19 protein-coding genes are annotated in these 17259 nt (G+C 65.3%); 7 read left to right on the forward strand and 12 right to left on the reverse strand.

Annotated elements, in window-relative coordinates; all coding sequences use genetic code 11:
• From QQK63_RS16365 to QQK63_RS16375, 3 genes are all read left to right on the forward strand, one after another.
• On the forward strand, window positions 1–245 hold a 245-nt coding region (locus tag QQK63_RS16365; protein WP_284283249.1), incomplete at its 5' end, for a hypothetical protein.
• The gene (locus QQK63_RS16370) at window positions 238–1581 is read left to right on the forward strand and encodes an 8-oxoguanine deaminase (protein WP_277823814.1); all 1344 of its coding nucleotides are present in this window, start codon (window positions 238–240) and stop codon (window positions 1579–1581) included. The genes QQK63_RS16365 and QQK63_RS16370, both read left to right, overlap by 8 nt.
• A gap of 29 nt (window positions 1582–1610) precedes the next feature.
• The gene (locus QQK63_RS16375) at window positions 1611–2243 is read left to right on the forward strand and encodes a CAP domain-containing protein (RefSeq protein WP_277823812.1); all 633 of its coding nucleotides are present in this window, start codon (window positions 1611–1613) and stop codon (window positions 2241–2243) included.
• A 79-nt stretch (window positions 2244–2322) separates the two neighbouring features.
• Here the strand turns inward: QQK63_RS16375 and ilvC are convergent, their stop codons facing one another.
• A complete protein-coding gene (ilvC, locus tag QQK63_RS16380; RefSeq protein ID WP_277823810.1) occupies window positions 2323–3345 on the reverse strand; it encodes a ketol-acid reductoisomerase in 1023 nt (340 codons plus the stop codon).
• 140 nt (window positions 3346–3485) lie between these two features.
• Between ilvC and QQK63_RS16385 the strand changes: the two genes are divergently transcribed.
• Window positions 3486–3941 (forward strand): Lrp/AsnC family transcriptional regulator, encoded by a 456-nt coding sequence (locus QQK63_RS16385; protein ID WP_277823808.1) that lies wholly within the window; start codon window positions 3486–3488, stop codon window positions 3939–3941.
• Entirely contained in the window at window positions 3938–4396 is a 459-nt protein-coding gene (locus tag QQK63_RS16390; RefSeq protein WP_277823806.1) for an Lrp/AsnC family transcriptional regulator, read from the forward strand. The genes QQK63_RS16385 and QQK63_RS16390 overlap by 4 nt, the downstream gene beginning before the upstream one ends.
• Before the next feature lie 73 nt (window positions 4397–4469).
• On the opposite strand, the gene QQK63_RS16395 is transcribed toward QQK63_RS16390, so the two are convergent.
• Both QQK63_RS16395 and QQK63_RS16400 read right to left on the reverse strand, forming a co-directional pair.
• Entirely contained in the window at window positions 4470–5675 is a 1206-nt protein-coding gene (locus QQK63_RS16395) for a UbiH/UbiF family hydroxylase (protein ID WP_277823804.1), read from the reverse strand.
• 111 nt (window positions 5676–5786) lie between these two features.
• On the reverse strand, window positions 5787–6455 hold the full coding sequence (locus QQK63_RS16400) for a pyrimidine 5'-nucleotidase (RefSeq protein WP_277823802.1): 669 nt from the start codon (window positions 6453–6455) through the stop codon (window positions 5787–5789).
• A gap of 97 nt (window positions 6456–6552) precedes the next feature.
• Between QQK63_RS16400 and QQK63_RS16405 the strand changes: the two genes are divergently transcribed.
• Entirely contained in the window at window positions 6553–7206 is a 654-nt protein-coding gene (locus QQK63_RS16405) for a GntR family transcriptional regulator (RefSeq protein WP_277823800.1), read from the forward strand.
• Here the strand turns inward: QQK63_RS16405 and QQK63_RS16410 are convergent.
• Window positions 7139–9079 carry a glycosyltransferase gene (locus QQK63_RS16410; protein ID WP_277823798.1) on the reverse strand — a complete coding sequence of 647 codons (1941 nt, stop codon included), beginning with the start codon at window positions 9077–9079 and terminating at the stop codon, window positions 7139–7141. The genes QQK63_RS16405 and QQK63_RS16410 overlap by 68 nt on opposite strands.
• A 229-nt stretch (window positions 9080–9308) precedes the next feature.
• Window positions 9309–10457, reverse strand: a complete 1149-nt coding sequence (carA, locus tag QQK63_RS16415) for a glutamine-hydrolyzing carbamoyl-phosphate synthase small subunit (protein ID WP_277823796.1) — start codon at window positions 10455–10457, stop codon at window positions 9309–9311.
• Between the two features lie 148 nt (window positions 10458–10605).
• Between carA and QQK63_RS16420 the strand changes: the two genes are divergently transcribed.
• Window positions 10606–11064, forward strand: a complete 459-nt coding sequence (locus QQK63_RS16420; RefSeq protein ID WP_277823794.1) for a GatB/YqeY domain-containing protein — start codon at window positions 10606–10608, stop codon at window positions 11062–11064.
• Window positions 11065–11087: 23 nt separating this feature from the next.
• Here the strand turns inward: QQK63_RS16420 and QQK63_RS16425 are convergent, their stop codons facing one another.
• The 7 genes from QQK63_RS16425 to QQK63_RS16455 form a co-directional block, all read right to left on the reverse strand.
• Window positions 11088–11252, reverse strand: coding sequence for a hypothetical protein (locus QQK63_RS16425; protein ID WP_277823792.1), 165 nt, complete (start codon window positions 11250–11252; stop codon window positions 11088–11090).
• 79 nt (window positions 11253–11331) lie between these two features.
• Window positions 11332–12414, reverse strand: coding sequence for a helix-turn-helix domain-containing protein (locus QQK63_RS16430; protein WP_277823790.1), 1083 nt, complete (start codon window positions 12412–12414; stop codon window positions 11332–11334).
• A 175-nt stretch (window positions 12415–12589) separates the two neighbouring features.
• Window positions 12590–13117, reverse strand: coding sequence for a DUF2244 domain-containing protein (locus tag QQK63_RS16435; protein ID WP_277823788.1), 528 nt, complete (start codon window positions 13115–13117; stop codon window positions 12590–12592).
• Window positions 13118–13124: 7 nt separating this feature from the next.
• A complete protein-coding gene (ctaD, locus tag QQK63_RS16440; protein ID WP_277823786.1) occupies window positions 13125–14789 on the reverse strand; it encodes a cytochrome c oxidase subunit I in 1665 nt (554 codons plus the stop codon).
• A 174-nt stretch (window positions 14790–14963) separates the two neighbouring features.
• Window positions 14964–15560, reverse strand: coding sequence for an exopolysaccharide biosynthesis protein (locus QQK63_RS16445; protein WP_277823784.1), 597 nt, complete (start codon window positions 15558–15560; stop codon window positions 14964–14966).
• 139 nt (window positions 15561–15699) lie between these two features.
• Entirely contained in the window at window positions 15700–16365 is a 666-nt protein-coding gene (lipB, locus tag QQK63_RS16450; protein ID WP_277823782.1) for a lipoyl(octanoyl) transferase LipB, read from the reverse strand.
• A 13-nt stretch (window positions 16366–16378) separates the two neighbouring features.
• Complete coding sequence (locus QQK63_RS16455) at window positions 16379–17155, reverse strand: LytTR family DNA-binding domain-containing protein (RefSeq protein ID WP_277823780.1); 777 nt, start codon at window positions 17153–17155, stop codon at window positions 16379–16381.
• Window positions 17156–17259 lie beyond the last annotated feature (104 nt).

Genomic DNA, 17259 nt, shown 5'->3' on the forward strand with positions numbered 1-17259 from the left:
GTGCCGCCGCAACGCTGTCGGCGCGCCTGCCGCTTTCAGGTGTCCCCCGGCGGATGCCACACGCCGCCCCTGGCCCGCGCAAGACCGCCATCGCCAGGATCATCACCGCGCGCAGCAGCGCCACCGCCCGGCGGCCGCATCCGGCCGATCCCACGGGCCGCGCCCGCGCCGGTATCCGTCCGTCTGCCCAAGCCCAAGTCCAAACCAAAACCCGCACCATCCTCAAGGGCCCCCGCCATGCCTGAGCTTCTCCTGCGCAACGCCCATACCCTTGTCACCATGGATGATGCGGGAACCGAGTTGCAGGGCGCCGACATCCTGATCCGCGACGGGGTGATCACCGCGCTGGGCCATGGGCTGACCACGCAGGGCACGACGCTCGACTGTGCGGGCTGCATCGTCACGCCGGGTCTCGTGAACACCCACCACCATCTCTACCAGAGCCTCACCCGCGCCGTTCCGGGCGCGCAGGATGCTGCGCTTTTCGGTTGGCTCACCACGCTCTACCCGATCTGGGCGCGCTTCACCCCCGACCACATGCGCGTCTCCGCCCTGACGGGTCTGGCGGAGCTGGCGCTGTCGGGCTGCACCACCTCCTCCGATCACCTCTATCTCTATCCCAACGGCTCCCGGCTCGACGACACGATCGAGGCGGCGGGCATGATCGGCCTGCGCCTGCATGCGACGCGTGGGGCCATGTCCATCGGCCAAAGCGCGGGCGGATTGCCCCCCGACAGCCTCGTCGAAAACGAGGCGGCGATCCTGAACGACTGCCTGCGCGTCATCGATGCCTTTCACGATACGACCCCCGGCGCGCTGATCCGCATTGGCGTGGCTCCTTGTTCACCCTTTTCCGTCAGCCGCGAATTGATGCGCGACGCAGCCCTCCTCGCCCGGGACAAGGGCGTGATGCTGCACACACATCTGGCCGAAAATGATGAAGATTTTGCTTACAGCCTCGAGAAATTCGGCTGCCGCCCCGGCGAATATGCCGAAAGCCTCGGCTGGACGGGTCCGGATGTCTGGCACGCGCATTGCGTGAAACTCGATGCCGCCGAGATCGACCTTTTCGCCCGCACCGGCACGGGCGTCGCGCATTGCCCCTGTTCCAATTGCCGCCTCGCCTCGGGTATCGCGCCCGTGCGCGCCATGCGCGACGCGGGCGTCAAGGTGGGCTTGGGCGTCGATGGCTCCGCCTCGAATGACGCGGGCAATCTGGTGGCCGAGGCGCGCATGGCCATGCTCCTGCAACGCGTCGCCTCCGGCCCCGGCGCCATGTCCCCGCGCGAGGCGCTGCGCATCGCGACCCGCGGCGGGGCCGAGGTTCTGGGCCGGGGCGACCACCTCGGCCAGATCGCGCCGGGTTTCCGCGCCGATCTGGCGGTCTGGGATGTGTCGGGCGTCGAGGCGGCGGGCTCATGGGATCCCGCCGCCCCCCTTCTCGCCGGTCCCACGCGGGTCCGCGACCTCCTCGTCGAAGGCCGCCACGTCGTGGCCGAGGGCCAGCTCGCGACCCTCGATCTGCCCCGCATCCTCGAGGATCAGCGGCGTCTTGCCGAGGCTCTGGCGCGGGGCGAGTAACGCTTTTTCAATGTTTTTCTGAATACTGCATGCGAATCCCACAGAAATTTAACACTTTCGCAATCTATCCCCGATTTCATTCACATATCGGAAAGGACTGGCGGGGCATCGCCACAGCCCTCTCTTGCCTTGTGCGCGCCGCGGCCTCATTCTTTATCAAAACCTCCAAGAACGCAGACCCGAGGCTCCCCATGATCCCCCGTAAACCCCTGCTTTCGCTTGTCTTCATCGCATCTCTTGCCGCCTGCGCGCCGCAATCTGGCACCGAACGCCTCTCCGCCGGGGCCACGGTCGACATCGCCTCCGCCGGTACGCAACTGTCCTTCCAGCGCGCGGGCGGCGGCATCATCCGCCCCCTCAGCCATTCCCCCCAGTTGCAAGCCGCAGCCGAAGAGCAGGCACAAAATCTGAATGTTTCCAATAGTATGGGCCGCATTGGCGCAGGTGGCTCACCTCTCTCCGACCGCCTCCGCCGCGCTGGTTATACCGCTTGCGCCTCTGCCGAAAACACCGCGACGGGCACTGCGGACATCCGCTCGACCATCGCCAACTGGATGGCGAACCCCGATCAGCGCGCCAACATTCTCAATCCACAAGTAACCCAGTTCGGCTTCGCCGGAACCGGCGAAACCTGGGTCCTTGTCCTCGCGCGACCCTGTTGAACCAAAAAGAAAAACGGCCCCGGGATCCTCCCCCCGGGGCCGTCCGGCCATCACCTCGGCGACAGCGTAGGCTTTTGGCTCAGTTCTTCGCCTTGTCGACCATCTTGCCCGCAGTGATCCAGGGCATCATGCCGCGAAGCGTTTCCCCGACCTTCTCGATCTGGTGCGCGTCGTTGTTGCGACGGATCGCCTTGAAGCTCGGCTGACCCACCGCGCATTCCTGCATCCAGTCGCGCACGAAACGCCCCTGCTGGATGTCGTCCAGAACCGCCTTCATCCGCGCCTTGGTTTCCTCGTAGGGCAGGATGCGCGGACCGCTGACATATTCGCCGTACTCGGCCGTGTTCGAGATCGAGTAGTTCATGTTCGCGATGCCGCCTTCGTAGATCAGGTCCACGATCAGCTTCACCTCGTGCAGGCATTCAAAGTAAGCCATTTCAGGGGCATAGCCCGCTTCGACCAGCGTCTCGAAGCCCATCCGGATCAACTCGACCAGACCGCCGCACAGAACCGCCTGCTCGCCGAACAGGTCGGTTTCGCATTCTTCCTTGAAGTTCGTCTCGATGATCCCCGAACGCCCGCCGCCGATGGCCGAGCAGTAGGACAGGCCGATTTCCAGCGCCTTGCCCGAGGCGTCGTTGTGCACGGCCACAAGGCAAGGCACGCCGCCGCCCTTGGTGTATTCGCCGCGCACGGTATGGCCGGGGCCCTTGGGGGCCATCATGATCACATCGACACCGGCCTTCGGTTCGATCAGGCCGAAATGCACGTTCAGACCATGGGCAAAGGCGATGGCCGAGCCTTCGCGCAGGTTGTCATGGACGTATTTGCGGTAGGTTTCCGCCTGCAATTCGTCGGGCATGGTGAACATGATCAGGTCGCACCAGGCGGCCGCTTCCGCGATGCCCATGACCTTCAGGCCTTCGCTCTCTGCCTTCTTCGCGCTGGGCGAACCTTCGCGGAGCGCCACGACGACGTTCTTTGCGCCGCTATCGCGCAGGTTCAGCGCATGGGCGTGGCCTTGCGATCCATAGCCCAGGATCGCAACTTTCTTGTCCTTGATCAGGTTCACATCGCAATCGCGATCGTAATAGACGCGCATCTCGGTATCTCCTCGTCTGGCTGACTCGTCTCTGGGGCGCAACCTGCCCCGGAATACGTCGATCCGCTGCATCGAAATTGCCAAAAAATGCTAATTATATTACAAAATCATGCGCAAATAGATCGATAAGGTGAAAGTACATGCTCGACGACAGCGACCGCCGTCTCCTGCGCCAGTTGCAGGCCGATCCGACGCAGCCCGTGACCGACCTTGCTCAGGCCGCGGGCCTGCCGCTGGCCACGACCTACAAACGCCTCGAACGGCTTGAGGCGCAGGGCATCTTGCGCGGTCAGCGCGCCACGATCCACTGGCCCGCGCTGGGCTATGCGGTCGAGGTCAGCCTGCGCATCACGCTCGACAAGACCAATCCGCGCGCCTTCGACGAATTCCTCGCTGCAGCCCGCGAGGTGCCCGAAGTGGTCGAGATCCAGACCTTCCTTGGCCGGGTCGATGCACGCCTCGCCGTCATCGCCCGATCCATGTCGCATTACCAAGAAATCTACCGAGACCGGATCCTGTCTCTCCCGCATATCGCCGATATCGAGGCGCTGATGCATGTCGCTACCGTCAAGAACCAACAGACGCTGCCCCTATGATCGACCTAGACGCCACCGACCGCGCCCTCCTGCGCGCCCTGCAACAGGATGCGTCGCTTGCCGCCTCCGAGCTTGGGCGGCGGGTCGGCCTGTCGCAACCGGCCGCATGGCGTCGGATCAAGCGCCTGACCGAGGCCGGGGTGATCGGCCCGCGCCGCCTCGATCTGGATCTCGAGGCGCTGGGCTTTGGCGTCACCGTCTTTCTGGGCGTGAAACTCGCGCTCAAGGGTCGCGTCAGTCTGCAGGATTTCGAACGCGCCGTCTCGGCGATCCCCGAGGTCCAGACGGTTGAACATGTTCTGGGTCTCTATGATTTCCGCCTGCGCGTCGTGGCCCGCGACCTGCCTGATTTCGAGCGTGTGCTGCGCCGTCGGATCATGACCCTGCCCGGCGTCGGCCAGGTGGAGGCCAATGTCCTCCTCTCCGAGGAACGCCGCCACGGCCCCTTGGGCTAAGCCCGTTTCATCTTGGCAGGAAAACTCCGGGGGAGACGCGGCCCGGAGGGGCGCGGCGGGGGCGGAGCCCCCCTTACCCGGTTGCCCCAAGCCCCGCGCGCATCATGACGCGCCGCACCGGGGTCACCGAATAGATCGCGTTCAGCGCCCGCATCCGCATGTCGCGCAGGCCCTGCGCCTCGGCCATGGAGGCGCGGTTGAGCGCATCCACGCCTGTCACCCGCGCCAGAACCTCGGCATGGCGCGCGCGATGATAGCGCCGCAGCAGGTCGCGCGCGCCGGGATCGTCTGGTTGGGCTTCGACCAGATCCAGCAGGACGCGCAGGTCCTTGAGGCTCATGTTCAACCCCTGCGCCCCGATAGGTGGCATGACATGCGCGGCCTCGGCCACAAGCGCGATCCGTTCCGCCTCCATCCGCTCGGCGATCTGGCTGATGATCGGCCAAGTCGTGCGCCGCGTGGCCAGTGTCAGCGGACCAAACAGATGGGCGGATCGTTCCGTCATCTCGGCATTGAAGGCGTCTTCCGGCAGGGCGGCCAGACGCTCGGCCTCAGGGCCTCGCTCCATCCAGACCACGGCGGAACAGGGTCTGCCGTCATGGTCGGGCAGGGGTACCAGCGTGAAGGGCCCGCCCGAGCGGTGAATTTCGGTCGAGACATTTTCATGCGGGATCGGATGGGTCACGGCAAAAGCCAGCGCCTTTTGCCCGTAGCGCAGCGTGGTGACACCGATATCTGCCGCCTCGCGCACGGGGCTGGTTCGGCCATCGGCCCCGATCACCAGTTTCGCGCTGATCCGTGCGCCATCGCTCAAGGTCACGCGCGCCTCGGCTTCGCGGGTCAGCACCTGCGCGGTGCCGGTGCCGGGCCGGAAATCGACGTTGGGCAGATCGGCCAGATGCGCTGCCATTTCGCGCCGCAACAGCCAGTTGGGCAGGTTCCAGCCAAAGGGCAGGTCTGAGATGTCGGAGGCGTTGAAATCATGGGCCACGCGCGGTTCCGCGATCTCGCCGCCCGCATCGACGATCCGCATCACCTGTAGCGGCATCGCATGGGGTGCAAGCCTGTCCCACAGCCCTGCTCGGTCGAGAAACTGGCGCGAGGGTTGGAGGAAGGCCGTGGTCCGCAGGTCGGAGCCTTCGGCCGCGGCCTCGGTCACGGGCGGGGCGGGATCGGCGCAGATGACGGAAAACCCCGCCTTGCCAAAAGCCGCCGCAGCCGTCAGGCCGGCGATGCCGCCGCCCGAGATGAAGATGTCGATATGTTCGATCTTGCTCATAATCCAGAGCTAGGGCGATCTTGTGCCCGGGACGACGCGACAGGCTGTCCCAAGGCGGATTTTCATCCGAAAAATCGGCCGGTCAGGCAAACTAAGCGATTTTTTGGATCATCACCGAAGCCGCGACAGGAACCCGGCCAGATCGTCGGTATGATGCTCGATGAAATCTGCGGGTTGCGCTTGGGGGGCCACATGGATCGTGCGTAGCCCCATCGCATGGGGCACGGCCAGGTTGCGGGGGTCGTCCTCGAACATCGCGGCGCGCGTGGTGGTCAGACCGTCCGCACCAAAGACGGTCTCGTAAGCCGCGCGTTCGGGCTTGGGGATCAGGCCGGCATGTTCGACGCCGTAAATCGCGTCGAACAGCCCGTCGAGCCCACGATGCGCGATGACCCGCTCGGCATAGGGTCTTGTGCCGTTCGTATAGACGATCTTGCGCCCGGGCAGCGCCGCGATGGCCGTCGCAAGAGCCGGATCGGGCGAGAGGACAGAGAAATCGATCTCGTGCACCTCTTCGAGATAGGGGCCGGGATCGACAGCGTGATGGCGCATCAAGCCTGCCAGCGTCGTGCCATGATCGCGCCAATAAAGGTGTCGCAGGCGATCGGCCTCGTCCCGCTCCACGCTCAGGACGCGCATCACCCAATCGGTCATGCGGATGTTGATCTGGTCGAACAGCGCCATCTCGGGCGGATACAGCGTGTTGTCGAGATCGAAGACCCATGTATCGACATGGTCGAAGCCGGGCAGGACGGCGGGGGCGTGGTGTGTCTGGCGCATGCGTCATGGCCTAGGGCCGCGCGGCGTCTGCCGCAAGTCTGGACAGGGGCAAGATCAGCCCCTAGCGTCCTGCCGCATGCGAAAGGATACCGCACACATGGCCACGCGACCCGCCCCCGATCCTCAGAAAGACGCCTACGCCCTGATTCTCGACGCGATCGACCAGGGCATCTATCGACCGGGCGACCGGCTGGTGGAATCGGAACTGGCCGATCGGTTCGGGGTTAGCCGCACGCCGATCCGCGAGGCGCTGCAGCGGCTGGAGACCCAAAGCCTGCTGACGCGCGACGGCCGGTCCTTGATCGTGGCCTCGCTTGATCATGCGCAGATGGCCGAGCTTTACGCCGTCCGGCAGGAATTGGAGGGGCTGGCCGCACGTCTTGCCGCCCAGCATGCCGCCGTCGAAGAGGTCGAGGTCCTGCGCGGCATGGTGGAGGCGGACCATGCCCTGTTGGGCGACCCGCAGGCGCTGGCACGTGCGAACCGGCGGTTCCATCACCAGATCCACCTCGCAAGTCACAACCGGTTCCTCGTCCAGCAGCTCGACCTTGTTTATCGCTCCATGGCACTGATGGCGCGCACCTCGTTGGCGGCACAGGGACGGGGAGAAAAGGCGCTGGCCGAACACGCCGAGATCGTCGAGGCCATTGCAGCACGCGATGGCGCGCGCGCGGCACAGGCGCTCAAGGATCACCTGTCCATCGCTTTCGTCGTGCGCCTGAAGGAAGAGGCCCAGAAGGTCGAGGGCTGAGATCGGCATTGGCGCTTGTGCCGCCGAAATTGCCGTGTGCCGTCTTGTCCCACTGAAAGGGCTGCCACAGCATGTCCACCACAGCCTTCCAGGCTGACAGGGTGGCAAGGAGGAAATACACCTCGGCCACAAGGATCCAGGGACGCAGGTGCCGCAGGTGGCGCGCCTGTGTCGCCTGCACCGCCACCGCGATCGACAGAACCGAACTGGCGACAAAGGCCGTTGCGAGCACTCCGTAGCCGGTGGGGCTGACAAGCGCATCCAGCGGATGGGCGTGGCCAAAGGGTTTTACCATCAGTGACCAGACCAGCGGCGCGGCCAGAAAGCCCGCGACCGCCCCCAAAAGCTGCACCTGCAGGGCGAAAAACCGCATCGGTCCCAGATCCCGCCATAAGGATCGGGGCGCGCGCATCGCCATCGCCCAGGTCATCAAGTAGCCTTTCTGCCACCGCGCGCGCTGCCGGATCCACGGCAGGACGGCGGCATTCGCCTCTTCATAGGTCGTGGAGTCGAGGATTTCGGTGCGGTACCCACGGCGCACAAGGCGCAGGCCCAGTTCGGCATCCTCAGTCACGTTATGCGCGTCCCAACCGCCGACCTCTACCAAGACGTCGCGGCGGAGGAATTGCGTGGTGCCACCCAAGGGCACGACAAGGCCAAGATGCTGGACGCCGGGCAGCATGACGCGGAACCAGCCGGCATATTCGAGGGCAAAGAGGCGCGACATAAGATTGTGGCGCGCGTTGAAGTAATCGAGCCGGCCCTGAAGGCAGGCCACCTCCGGCGGAGACTCGGCAAATCGGCGGGCGATCTTGGTGATCTGGTCCGGTTCGGGTCGATCCTCGGCATCGTAGACCCCGACGATTTCGCCGCGAGCGAAGGAGAGAGCGAAATTCAACGCGCGCGGCTTGGTCCGGGGACTGCCCGGGGGCACGGTCAGGACCCGCCACGCCGGGGGTAGATGCGCCGCGTTCAACGCCCGGTGCGTGGTCGCGTCATCCGCCTCCGTGATCAAGAGCACGTCGAGCCGTTCGGGCGGGTAGTCGAGACGCGACAGGTGCGTCACCAGCGTCGCGGCTATGTCCTGCTCGCGATAGAGCGGCACGAGTAGGGAAACAACCGGTTGGCGCAGCAGCGGCGCCGTGGATTCGGGACGCAGCGCCATGGCTATGGCGCCGCGCCGTGCTGCGGCGAAGGCCGCGATTTTGAGTGCAATGTTCCCGCTGAATATCAGCAGGGCGAGGCCGCAGAGGAAGGCCGTCACGAAAACCGGTGCAAACCTGGCCGAAAGTGCGAAGCACGCCGCGATCAGCAGAAGCCAGCGCAAGGCCGTCGCGCTGCGCCAGTTCCGGCAAGAGCAGCTTTGTGGGGCCTGTCTCTCGGCCAGCCGTGCAAGGCCCTCACCGTAGATCGCGATCTGCGCTGCCGTGATCCGGTCGCGCGGGGCCAGCGTGACGATCGCGCGTAATCCGTGCGGCAGGGCGGCCCGGATCGCTGCGATATTGGCCGGCCTTGAGGTGGCGAGGATGACGAGATCGCCCATCTGTTCGGTCGGCACCGCTTCGAGCGCGAGGGAGAGCCGCGCGGGCAGGCAAGCGCCAAGCCCTGTGGCCAGCGGGCGCTGCCCCAGATCCGACAGGCCAAGCCCGTGGCAATCGGCAAGGGCAGCGAGCAGGTCAAGCTCGGGCAGCAGCCCTCGAGCGAGAAGAACATCGGCAAGATCCGAATCGTTGCGACGCTGTGCGATCTGCGCCTGAGCGAGATCCGTGGCGCTGATCGCGCCCCGCGCCAGAAGGATCGCGCCCAGCATCTCGGGCCCCGGTGGCTTTCGCGCCAGCCGATGCGCCAGCCGCGCCCGCGCCGTTGCGTCCATGTCCCGTGCGAAATGCCTGTCGTTCTTAGGGAATACGTGCGGCGGCTGTCCCCTGTGGCGAGGGTTCGACGCAGGATCGTTGACCCAGTCCTGATCCATGATCCCCTCGACCTCGCAGAGCGGTCACAGCCGCATTTTGACCCTCGGCATGGCTTTCGAGTCATACCTTCAGGCTGCGAGGATGGGGGGCGAGCCTTAACGGCCGGTTAATGCCGTCGGGGGCGCGGCGTCAGGTCAAGCTGCGCGCCCGGATCGCTTCGGCAAAGCGCTCGAACAGGTAGAAGCTGTCTTGCGGGCCGGGGCTGGCCTCCGGGTGGTATTGCACGGAATAGACAGGGCGGTCGGCCATGCGGATCCCGCAATTGGAGCCGTCGAAAAGGCTGACATGGGTTTCGATCACGCCCTTGGGCAGGGTCTGGCTGTCGACGGTGAAGCCGTGGTTCATCGAGGTGATCTCGACCTTGCCGGTTTCCAGATCCTTGACCGGGTGGTTCGCGCCGTGGTGACCGTGGTTCATCTTGACCGTCTTGGCCCCCAGCGCCAACGCCAGCATCTGGTGACCGAGGCAGATGCCGAAGATCGGCAGATCCGCCTCGAGCACGCCTTGGATCATCGGCACGGCATAGGTCCCGGTCGCGGCCGGATCGCCCGGCCCGTTGGACAGGAACACGCCATCAGGGTTCTGCGCCAGAACCTCTTCGGCCGTGGTTGTGGCGGGCATGACGGTCACATCACAGCCGACGCTGGCAAGGCAGCGCAGGATGTTGCGCTTGGCGCCGTAATCCAGGGCCACGACCTTGGGCGCGGGGCCTTCACGCTTGGTGTAGCCCTCGGGCCATGCCCAACGTTTTTCATCCCAGCGATAGGATTGGGCGCAGGTGACGCCCTTGGCCAGATCGAGGCCAACCAGCCCGGGGAACCCGCGCGCGGCCTTGACCAGCGCCTCGATATCGAAATTGCCATCCGGATCATGGGCCAGCGCCACATGGGGCGCGCCCTGCTGGCGGATCGCGCGGGTCAGGCGGCGGGTATCGACACCGCCCATGCCGATCCGGCCGGTCTTTTCCAGCCATGACACCAGATCGCCCGTCGCGCGCCAGTTGGACGGTTCGGTCGGATCCCATTTTACGATCATGCCCTCGGCCACGGGATCGCCGGTTTCGTCATCCTCGGGCGTGACCCCGGTGTTGCCGATATGGGGGAAGGTGAAGGTCACGATCTGCCCGGCATAGGACGGGTCGGTCATGATTTCCTGATACCCGGTCATCGCCGTGTTGAAGCAAAGCTCTGCGACGCGCATTCCCTTGGCCCCGAAGCCGCGTCCGAAAAACAGGGTTCCATCGGCAAGCGCGAGACAGGCAGTGGGTTTTGCGGGCATGGCGGCAGCTCCGTTCGGGGTCCGGGCAAATTGGGCGTGGTCTACGGGGGGCGTGGGGTCGGGTCAAGGCGGTGCGAGGAGGTGTTGTTGCCGCGCCGCGTCTGCCCTATCTAGCGCGCTTGGACACATCATGGGGGATGCCATGGGTATGGATCTGAGGGAACGGATCGGGGCGGGCCTCAAGACCGCGATGCGCGACAAGGATGCCGCGCGGCTCAGCACGCTGCGCCTGATCAATGCCGCCATCAAGGATCAGGACATCGCGTTGCGCGGTGAAGGCCGCGCCGATGGCGTGGACGAGGCGGGTGTGCTCGCGATCCTGGGCAAGATGGTCAAGCAGCGTCAGGAAAGCGCGCGCGCCTATGAAGAGGGCGGGCGGCTGGAACTGGCGGAAAAGGAACGCGCCGAAATCGCCGTGATCGAGGAATACCTGCCGCGCCAGTTGTCCGGCGAGGAGGTCGAGGCCGCGGTTGCCCGTGCCATCGCTGATACGGGTGCCGCTGGCCTGCGTGATATGGGGCGCGTGATGGCGGCGCTCAAGGAAAAATACACCGGCCAGATGGATTTCGGCGCCGTCGGTCCGATGGTGAAGGGGCGTCTGAGCTGACGCCCCCGACCGGGCAGCGCGCGTCAGCCGCGCGTGTCACGTGTGACCGGCGGCGCGGGCTGGCAGAGCGTGAAGATCCCGCAGAACGTGCCGGGTTCGGGAAAATCCGACGGTACGCTCGGAACGGACTGCGATAAGGCGGGCAGGGCAAAAAGGCTCAGCACAGCGGCCAGGATAAGACGACGCATGGGCGTTCTCCGGTGGACGGGTTTCGATATCCACCATCGATGGCGTCGTCCCGCCTAGCATGCCCGCCGATTTCCGAAATCAGTGCAGGTTCGCGGAGATCGGTGCCGGATTGCGGATTTCGGCCCGCGCCCCCGTCACCGCCTCCAGTGCGGAGCGGCGATATTCGGTCGGGCTTTTCCCGGTTTCGGCGCGGAAGGCGCGGTTGAACGGGCCGAGGGAGGAGAAACCTGCCTCATAGGCAATTTCCAGAACCGTACGGCCCATCTGGTCGGGATCTGACAGGGTGTTTCTTGCGGCCTCGATCCGCGCGCGATTGATGAAGGTCGAAAAGTTGCGATGCCCCAGCCCGACGTTGATCGCGCGGCGTACGCGATGCTCGGGGACGCCCAGACGGGACGCGAGGGCACCGATGGTCAGACCCTCTTCGCGCCAAATGCCCGCGTCCATCGCCGCGGTGATACGGGCGATCAGCGCTGCATCCTCACCCGTGGGAGCCTGGGTAAGAGCGGTGACCGGCGCGTCCACCGCCGCGCTCGGGCCGGGCCAGCGCGCCGCATCGGGGCTCAGGATCCAGATTGCGAAAATTAGCGCCAGCACCAGCGTGCCGCCGGATTGCACCATCGCGAACCATGGCGTTGCAGCGTCCACGCCGCCCAGCACTTGCAGCGCAGTGGACAGCAATCCGTATCCGGCTATGGCCGCCGCGAATCCGGGTCGCGCCTTGCACCGGCAGTCGACCAGATCCTCCCGGGAGGACCAGAGCGCCAGCACCAAGAGACCCGCAAACAGGATCATCGACAAGAAGCCGCAATAGATTTGAGACGCGCCCGTCAGGGTGGTCACCTGCAGCGATGCCGCGACGATGGCCGCGGCCGTGAGCCAGGGCCAACGCGCCATCGGCGGATCGAGGAAAATCGACAGCAACAGCCATGTCACCGCGAGGGGCATGGCGCTTGCCAGCAGCGACAGTTGCGCCGCGAGCGCCACGGGCAAGACATCGGCTTGCGGGCCATGGGCAAGCAGGAAGGCCGATTCCGTGACCGCGACAGCGACAACCGACAGGCGGCTGTCCCGCGCGATCGGCGCGCGCCACATCAACGCCGCCAGCAAGAACAGGAGGGCCACCGCTCCCCCGCGCAACGCGATGTCGATCAGTTCCATCCCTAGCCTCTCGCTGTTTGTGCCGACCCTCGGCACGCAGACCTAGCCGCCTGCGCCCAATTTTTCTTGCCGATTTCGGAAAAAAGGCGCGCCGATATCTTGAAATCGGATCTGTCGGGTGGGCCAGGATCGCTTTCCGGTGCCGAACGGGCCCGCCGGGCCCGTTCGATGCCGTTCACGCTGCGCGCAAGGCACGCTCGAGCGTTTCCTTGAGGCCGATCCGCTCGGGCGGCGTCAGGAAGGCGCCCAGCTCCACCTCGCGGTCGCCGCCCTGAAGCGTCAGGTATTGCGGCACCGGCCCGCCGCGGGCGTGCAGCACGACGCGGACCCAGTAGGGATTTGCCTCCCAATCGCGGGGCGGGCGGCGCGGTTCGTGCCGTTCCAGCCGGATCAGGTCATCCCAGACCAGAAGCTCCTCGTAGATGTCATGGTCGCGCCAGTTGCGCTTGAGCGCGGCCCAGATGCCCCAGACCGCCGCGCCCAGAAAGGGCAGGAGCGCCCAGAACACGGCGGTGCCGAGAATGGCGAAGAGCGGCACCGAGATCAGCGCCGCCGTCAGCCCGATGAACCAGACGAATCCCTCGGGCGTCAGCGATTTGTGCGGCCTGAGCGTCAGGCGCAGTCGGGGTGTTCCGTGCCCCTCACGGAAAAGGGCCCCGGTTTTGTCCGGGGCCCCGTTCAGGTTTTCGATCTGTACCGGCATGGCCCTGTCAGTGATGCGGCTGACGGTCCCACATCTCGCGCGTCGGAAGCTCTTCGAACGTGTGCTCCGGCGGCGGGTTGGGCAGGGTCCATTCCAGCGTGTCGGCATGTTCGCCCCAATAGGCGTTTTCCTCGATCTTCTTGCCCGCGCGCAGCGTGTAGAAGACGATGCCGATGAACAGCAGGAACGAGGCGAAGGAGATGAACGCGCCGATCGAGCTGACATAGTTCCAGAGCGCGAAGGCATCCGGGTAGTCGATGTAACGGCGCGGCATGCCCTGGCGACCCAGGAAGTGCTGCGGGAAGAACGTGAGGTTGGTGCCGATGAAGAACATCCAGAAGTGCACCTTGCCCATCAGTTCGGGGTACTGCCGGCCCGACATCTTGCCGATCCAGTAGTAGATCCCGGCAAAGATCCCGAAGACGGCACCGAGGCTCATCACGTAGTGGAAGTGGGCCACGACGTAATAGGTGTCGTGATAGGCCCGGTCCACGCCGGCTTGGCTCAGGATGATGCCGGTCACACCACCCAGCGTGAACAGGAAGATGAAGCCCACGGCGAAGAGCATCGGAGTCTTGAAGCTGATCGAACCCTGCCACATGGTGGCGATCCAGCTGAAGATCTTGATGCCCGTGGGCACCGCGATCACCATGGTCGCGACCATGAAATAGGCCTGCTGGGTCAGGGTCATGCCGACCGTGTACATGTGGTGCGCCCACACGACGAAGCCCAAGCCGCCGATGGCGACCAGCGCGTAGACCATCGGCAGGTAGCCGAAGATCGGCTTTTTCGAGAAGGTCGACACGATGTGGCTGATCACGCCGAAGGCCGGCAGGATCACGATGTAGACCTCGGGGTGCCCGAAGAACCAGAAGATGTGCTGGAACAGGACCGGGTCACCGCCGCCCGACACGTCGAAGAAGGCCGTGCCGAAGTTGCGGTCGGTCAGAAGCATGGTGATCGCGCCAGCCAGAACCGGCAGCGACAGAAGCAGCAGCCAAGCGGTGACGAAGATCGACCAGGCAAACAGCGGCACCTTGTGCAGCGTCATGCCCGGTGCGCGCATGTTCAGGAAGGTCGTGATGATGTTGATCGAGCCGAGGATCGAGGAAGCCCCCGACACGTGCACGGCGAAGATCGCGAAATCGACCGCGCGGCTGGTCGGCGCATCCTGCCACGACAGCGGCGGGTAGAAGGTCCAGCCGGGGCCTGCGCCGCCATCGATGAACACCGCGCAGAAAGCCAGCGCCGTGCCCGCGACATACAGCCAGTAGGACAGGTTGTTCAGACGCGGAAACGCCATGTCCGGCGCGCCGATCATCAGCGGCATGAAATAGTTGCCGAAGCCGCCGAACAGCGCGGGAATCACCACGAAGAACATCATCAGAACGCCGTGGCCCGTGATCATCACGTTCCACAGGTGGCCATCGGGGGTGCATTCGCCCTCGGCCGCGGCCGAGAGGACGCGCGCGCCCTCGGCGCACATGTACTGGACGCCCGGTTCCATCAGCTCCATCCGCATGTAGACGGTGAAGATGACCGAGATCAGCCCCACGACACCTGCGGTGAACAGGTAGAGGATGCCGATGTCCTTGTGGTTGGTGGACATGAACCACCGGGTAAAGAAACCCGGTCGGTCGTGGTCATGTCCCGTATGGGTGGCGTCTGCCATGTGTAGCTCCTGTCTGTCGCGCATCAGGGAAGCTCGCGCGCGAACCCCCTTGTCATTGTGTCCTTCTACGGACCTGACACCACCGGTTCAATCCGCTAGCGGCAATCCGCCGCGACCGGGGGGTGAGGAAAATTGTCCCATATCAAGGCGTGGTTGCGAGCCCTCTGGCCGGCGTCAGCCAAGAAGACCTGTCAGGACCCAGACCGCCCCACCCAGTGGCACAAGGGCCAGTGCCGCCCAGAGGCCGTCGCGCGTCAGAAGCGAGAAGCCGAGGCAGGTCACAGCCATGGCCAGAAACGAGGAACTGAAGGGCAGAAGTTCGAGAAAGGGCATCATGAGACCGGCCAGCGCGCAGACGAGCAGAACCGCCTGCGAGACGGGGGGTGTCGTCAGCAACCAAAGCCGTCGCCGGCAATGACGGTCGAGAAACCCGGCCGTGGGGCGCAACCGCTCCAGCGCTGCAAGCAGGCGGGGGCGGGGGATGGACCTTCGGCTGAGCCATCCCGGCAGCCAGAGCCGCCGCCGCCCCAAGGCCAGTTGCAGCGCAATGGCCGCGATCGTCAGCCCGCCGAAGCTCGACAAGAGCGGGATGCCCGAAAGCGGGGACACGATCACAAGCGCGACAAAGATCATCAGGGGCAGGGCGCCCCTTGGGCCGAAGGCGATCACGACGCTGTCGAGCGAGGGGTTTTCCTCGCGTTCGGCAATGGCCGCGACCTGGTCGAGAAGACCGCCGAGCGAATCCTCGGCCGTGCATTGCGACCCGCCCAAGGGAGTCTCCCCGCCTGTCCTGTCCGATCCCCGCATCTGTCACCGGCCGTTTCTGGAATGCTGATCGCTTGCAGATAGGGACAGGTTTATTCGCGTGGAAGATACGCATCCGGACATGCGGCGGTTAACTGCCCGGCTCCTAGCGCGGATCGGCACGATCGTGGAACACCGCGGCAAAGCTGGCCCGCAGCGCAAGGTCAAGATCGTCCATCGTGACCGGCAGGCCCAGATCGACAAGGCTGGTCACGCCATGGCCGGTGATGCCGCAGGGCACGATGCCGTCGAAATGCGTGAGGTCTGGTTCGAGGTTGATCGACAGGCCGTGAAAGCTGATCCATTTGCGCAGCCGCACGCCGATGGCCGCGATCTTGTCCTCGCGCGGGGTGCCGTCGGGCAGGGACGGTTTGTCGGGGCGCGCGACCCAGACACCGACGCGGCCCGCCCGCACCTCGCCCGTGACGTTGAATGTGGCGAGTGTGGCGATCACCCAAGCTTCGAGCTGCGAGACGAAGGCGCGCACGTCTCGCCCGCGCTTGTTCAGGTCCAGCATGGTATAGACCACGCGTTGTCCCGGCCCGTGATAGGTGTATTGCCCGCCGCGCCGGGTCTCGAAAACGGGGAATCGGTCTGGGTCGCGCAGATCCTCGGGCCGGGCCGAGGTTCCGGCGGTGTAAAGCGGGGGGTGTTCCAGCAACCAGATCGCCTCGGACGCTTCGCCACGCGCGATGGCATCGGCGCGCGCCTCCATCCAGGCGACGGCCTCCTCATAGGCGACCGGGCTGTCCGAGATGATCCATTCGATCATGTGGTACCTGTTCTCAGCGGGGCAGAAGGCCTGCGTTCCTCAAAGCCGTCATATGCGAGCGCGAGGCGGGAATGTCACGTCCGGTCGTCATCGTGAGAATGGCGCGATCCCCTTCGCGGCGCACGGTGCAGACCGCATCGATGGCTATCCAATGCGAGCGGTGAACCTGCAGGCCGGGCGTGGGCGCCGTCTCGCGGATCGCATCGGCAAGGCGCATCAGGAGCATCGTTTCGCCACGCGTGGTGCGGATGCGGACGTAATGATCCTCGACCGACAGCGCGACCAAGGGCCCGCGTTTGTCGAGCGGCAGCCGGTCCAGGAGGTCGGGCTGGCTTTCGACAGGCGCGGCAGGTGCTGTCGCTTGTCCCTGCAGTTGCAAGAGAAAGCTGGCGATGGCTGCCACAAGAAAGATGGATGCGATGATCGCGATCGCGCCGTCATCTTGTGGCCAGAAGCCAAGAAGCAGACCGTTCAGTGCGGTCACCAGAGCCGTGACGGCAAAAGCCGTCGCCAGTGCCACGCCCCCAAGGCGGGTCGCCCGACCCCGCCCCGCAAGACGCGGCCGCAGCACGATGTCGATTGCGGTTCCCGTCGCATAGGTGCTGACCACCACGATCCCCCAATAGCCTGTGCGCGCGGCAAGGGTCAGGCTTTCAAGCGTGCCGAAGGGACCGGCCAGCACCAGAAGTGCAACGGCCCCGGCCAGACCCGACAGGGTCATGGCGCGCCCAAGATGGGCCCGCAACTCACGAAGCGCGGATGACGGCGGGCGGTCAATCACGAAGTCCATCCGTTCCTTGCGAAGGCGCGCTGGCAAGACGCCGCGCAGTCAGGACAGGAGGGTGCCAAAGCCATGCCGCGCTCACAAGCCGTTGCGCACCTGACAAAAGGAAA

Origin of the sequence: Roseicyclus marinus (assembly GCF_030163795.1) — a bacterium.
Taxonomy (GTDB): Bacteria; Pseudomonadota; Alphaproteobacteria; order Rhodobacterales; family Rhodobacteraceae; genus Roseicyclus; species Roseicyclus marinus.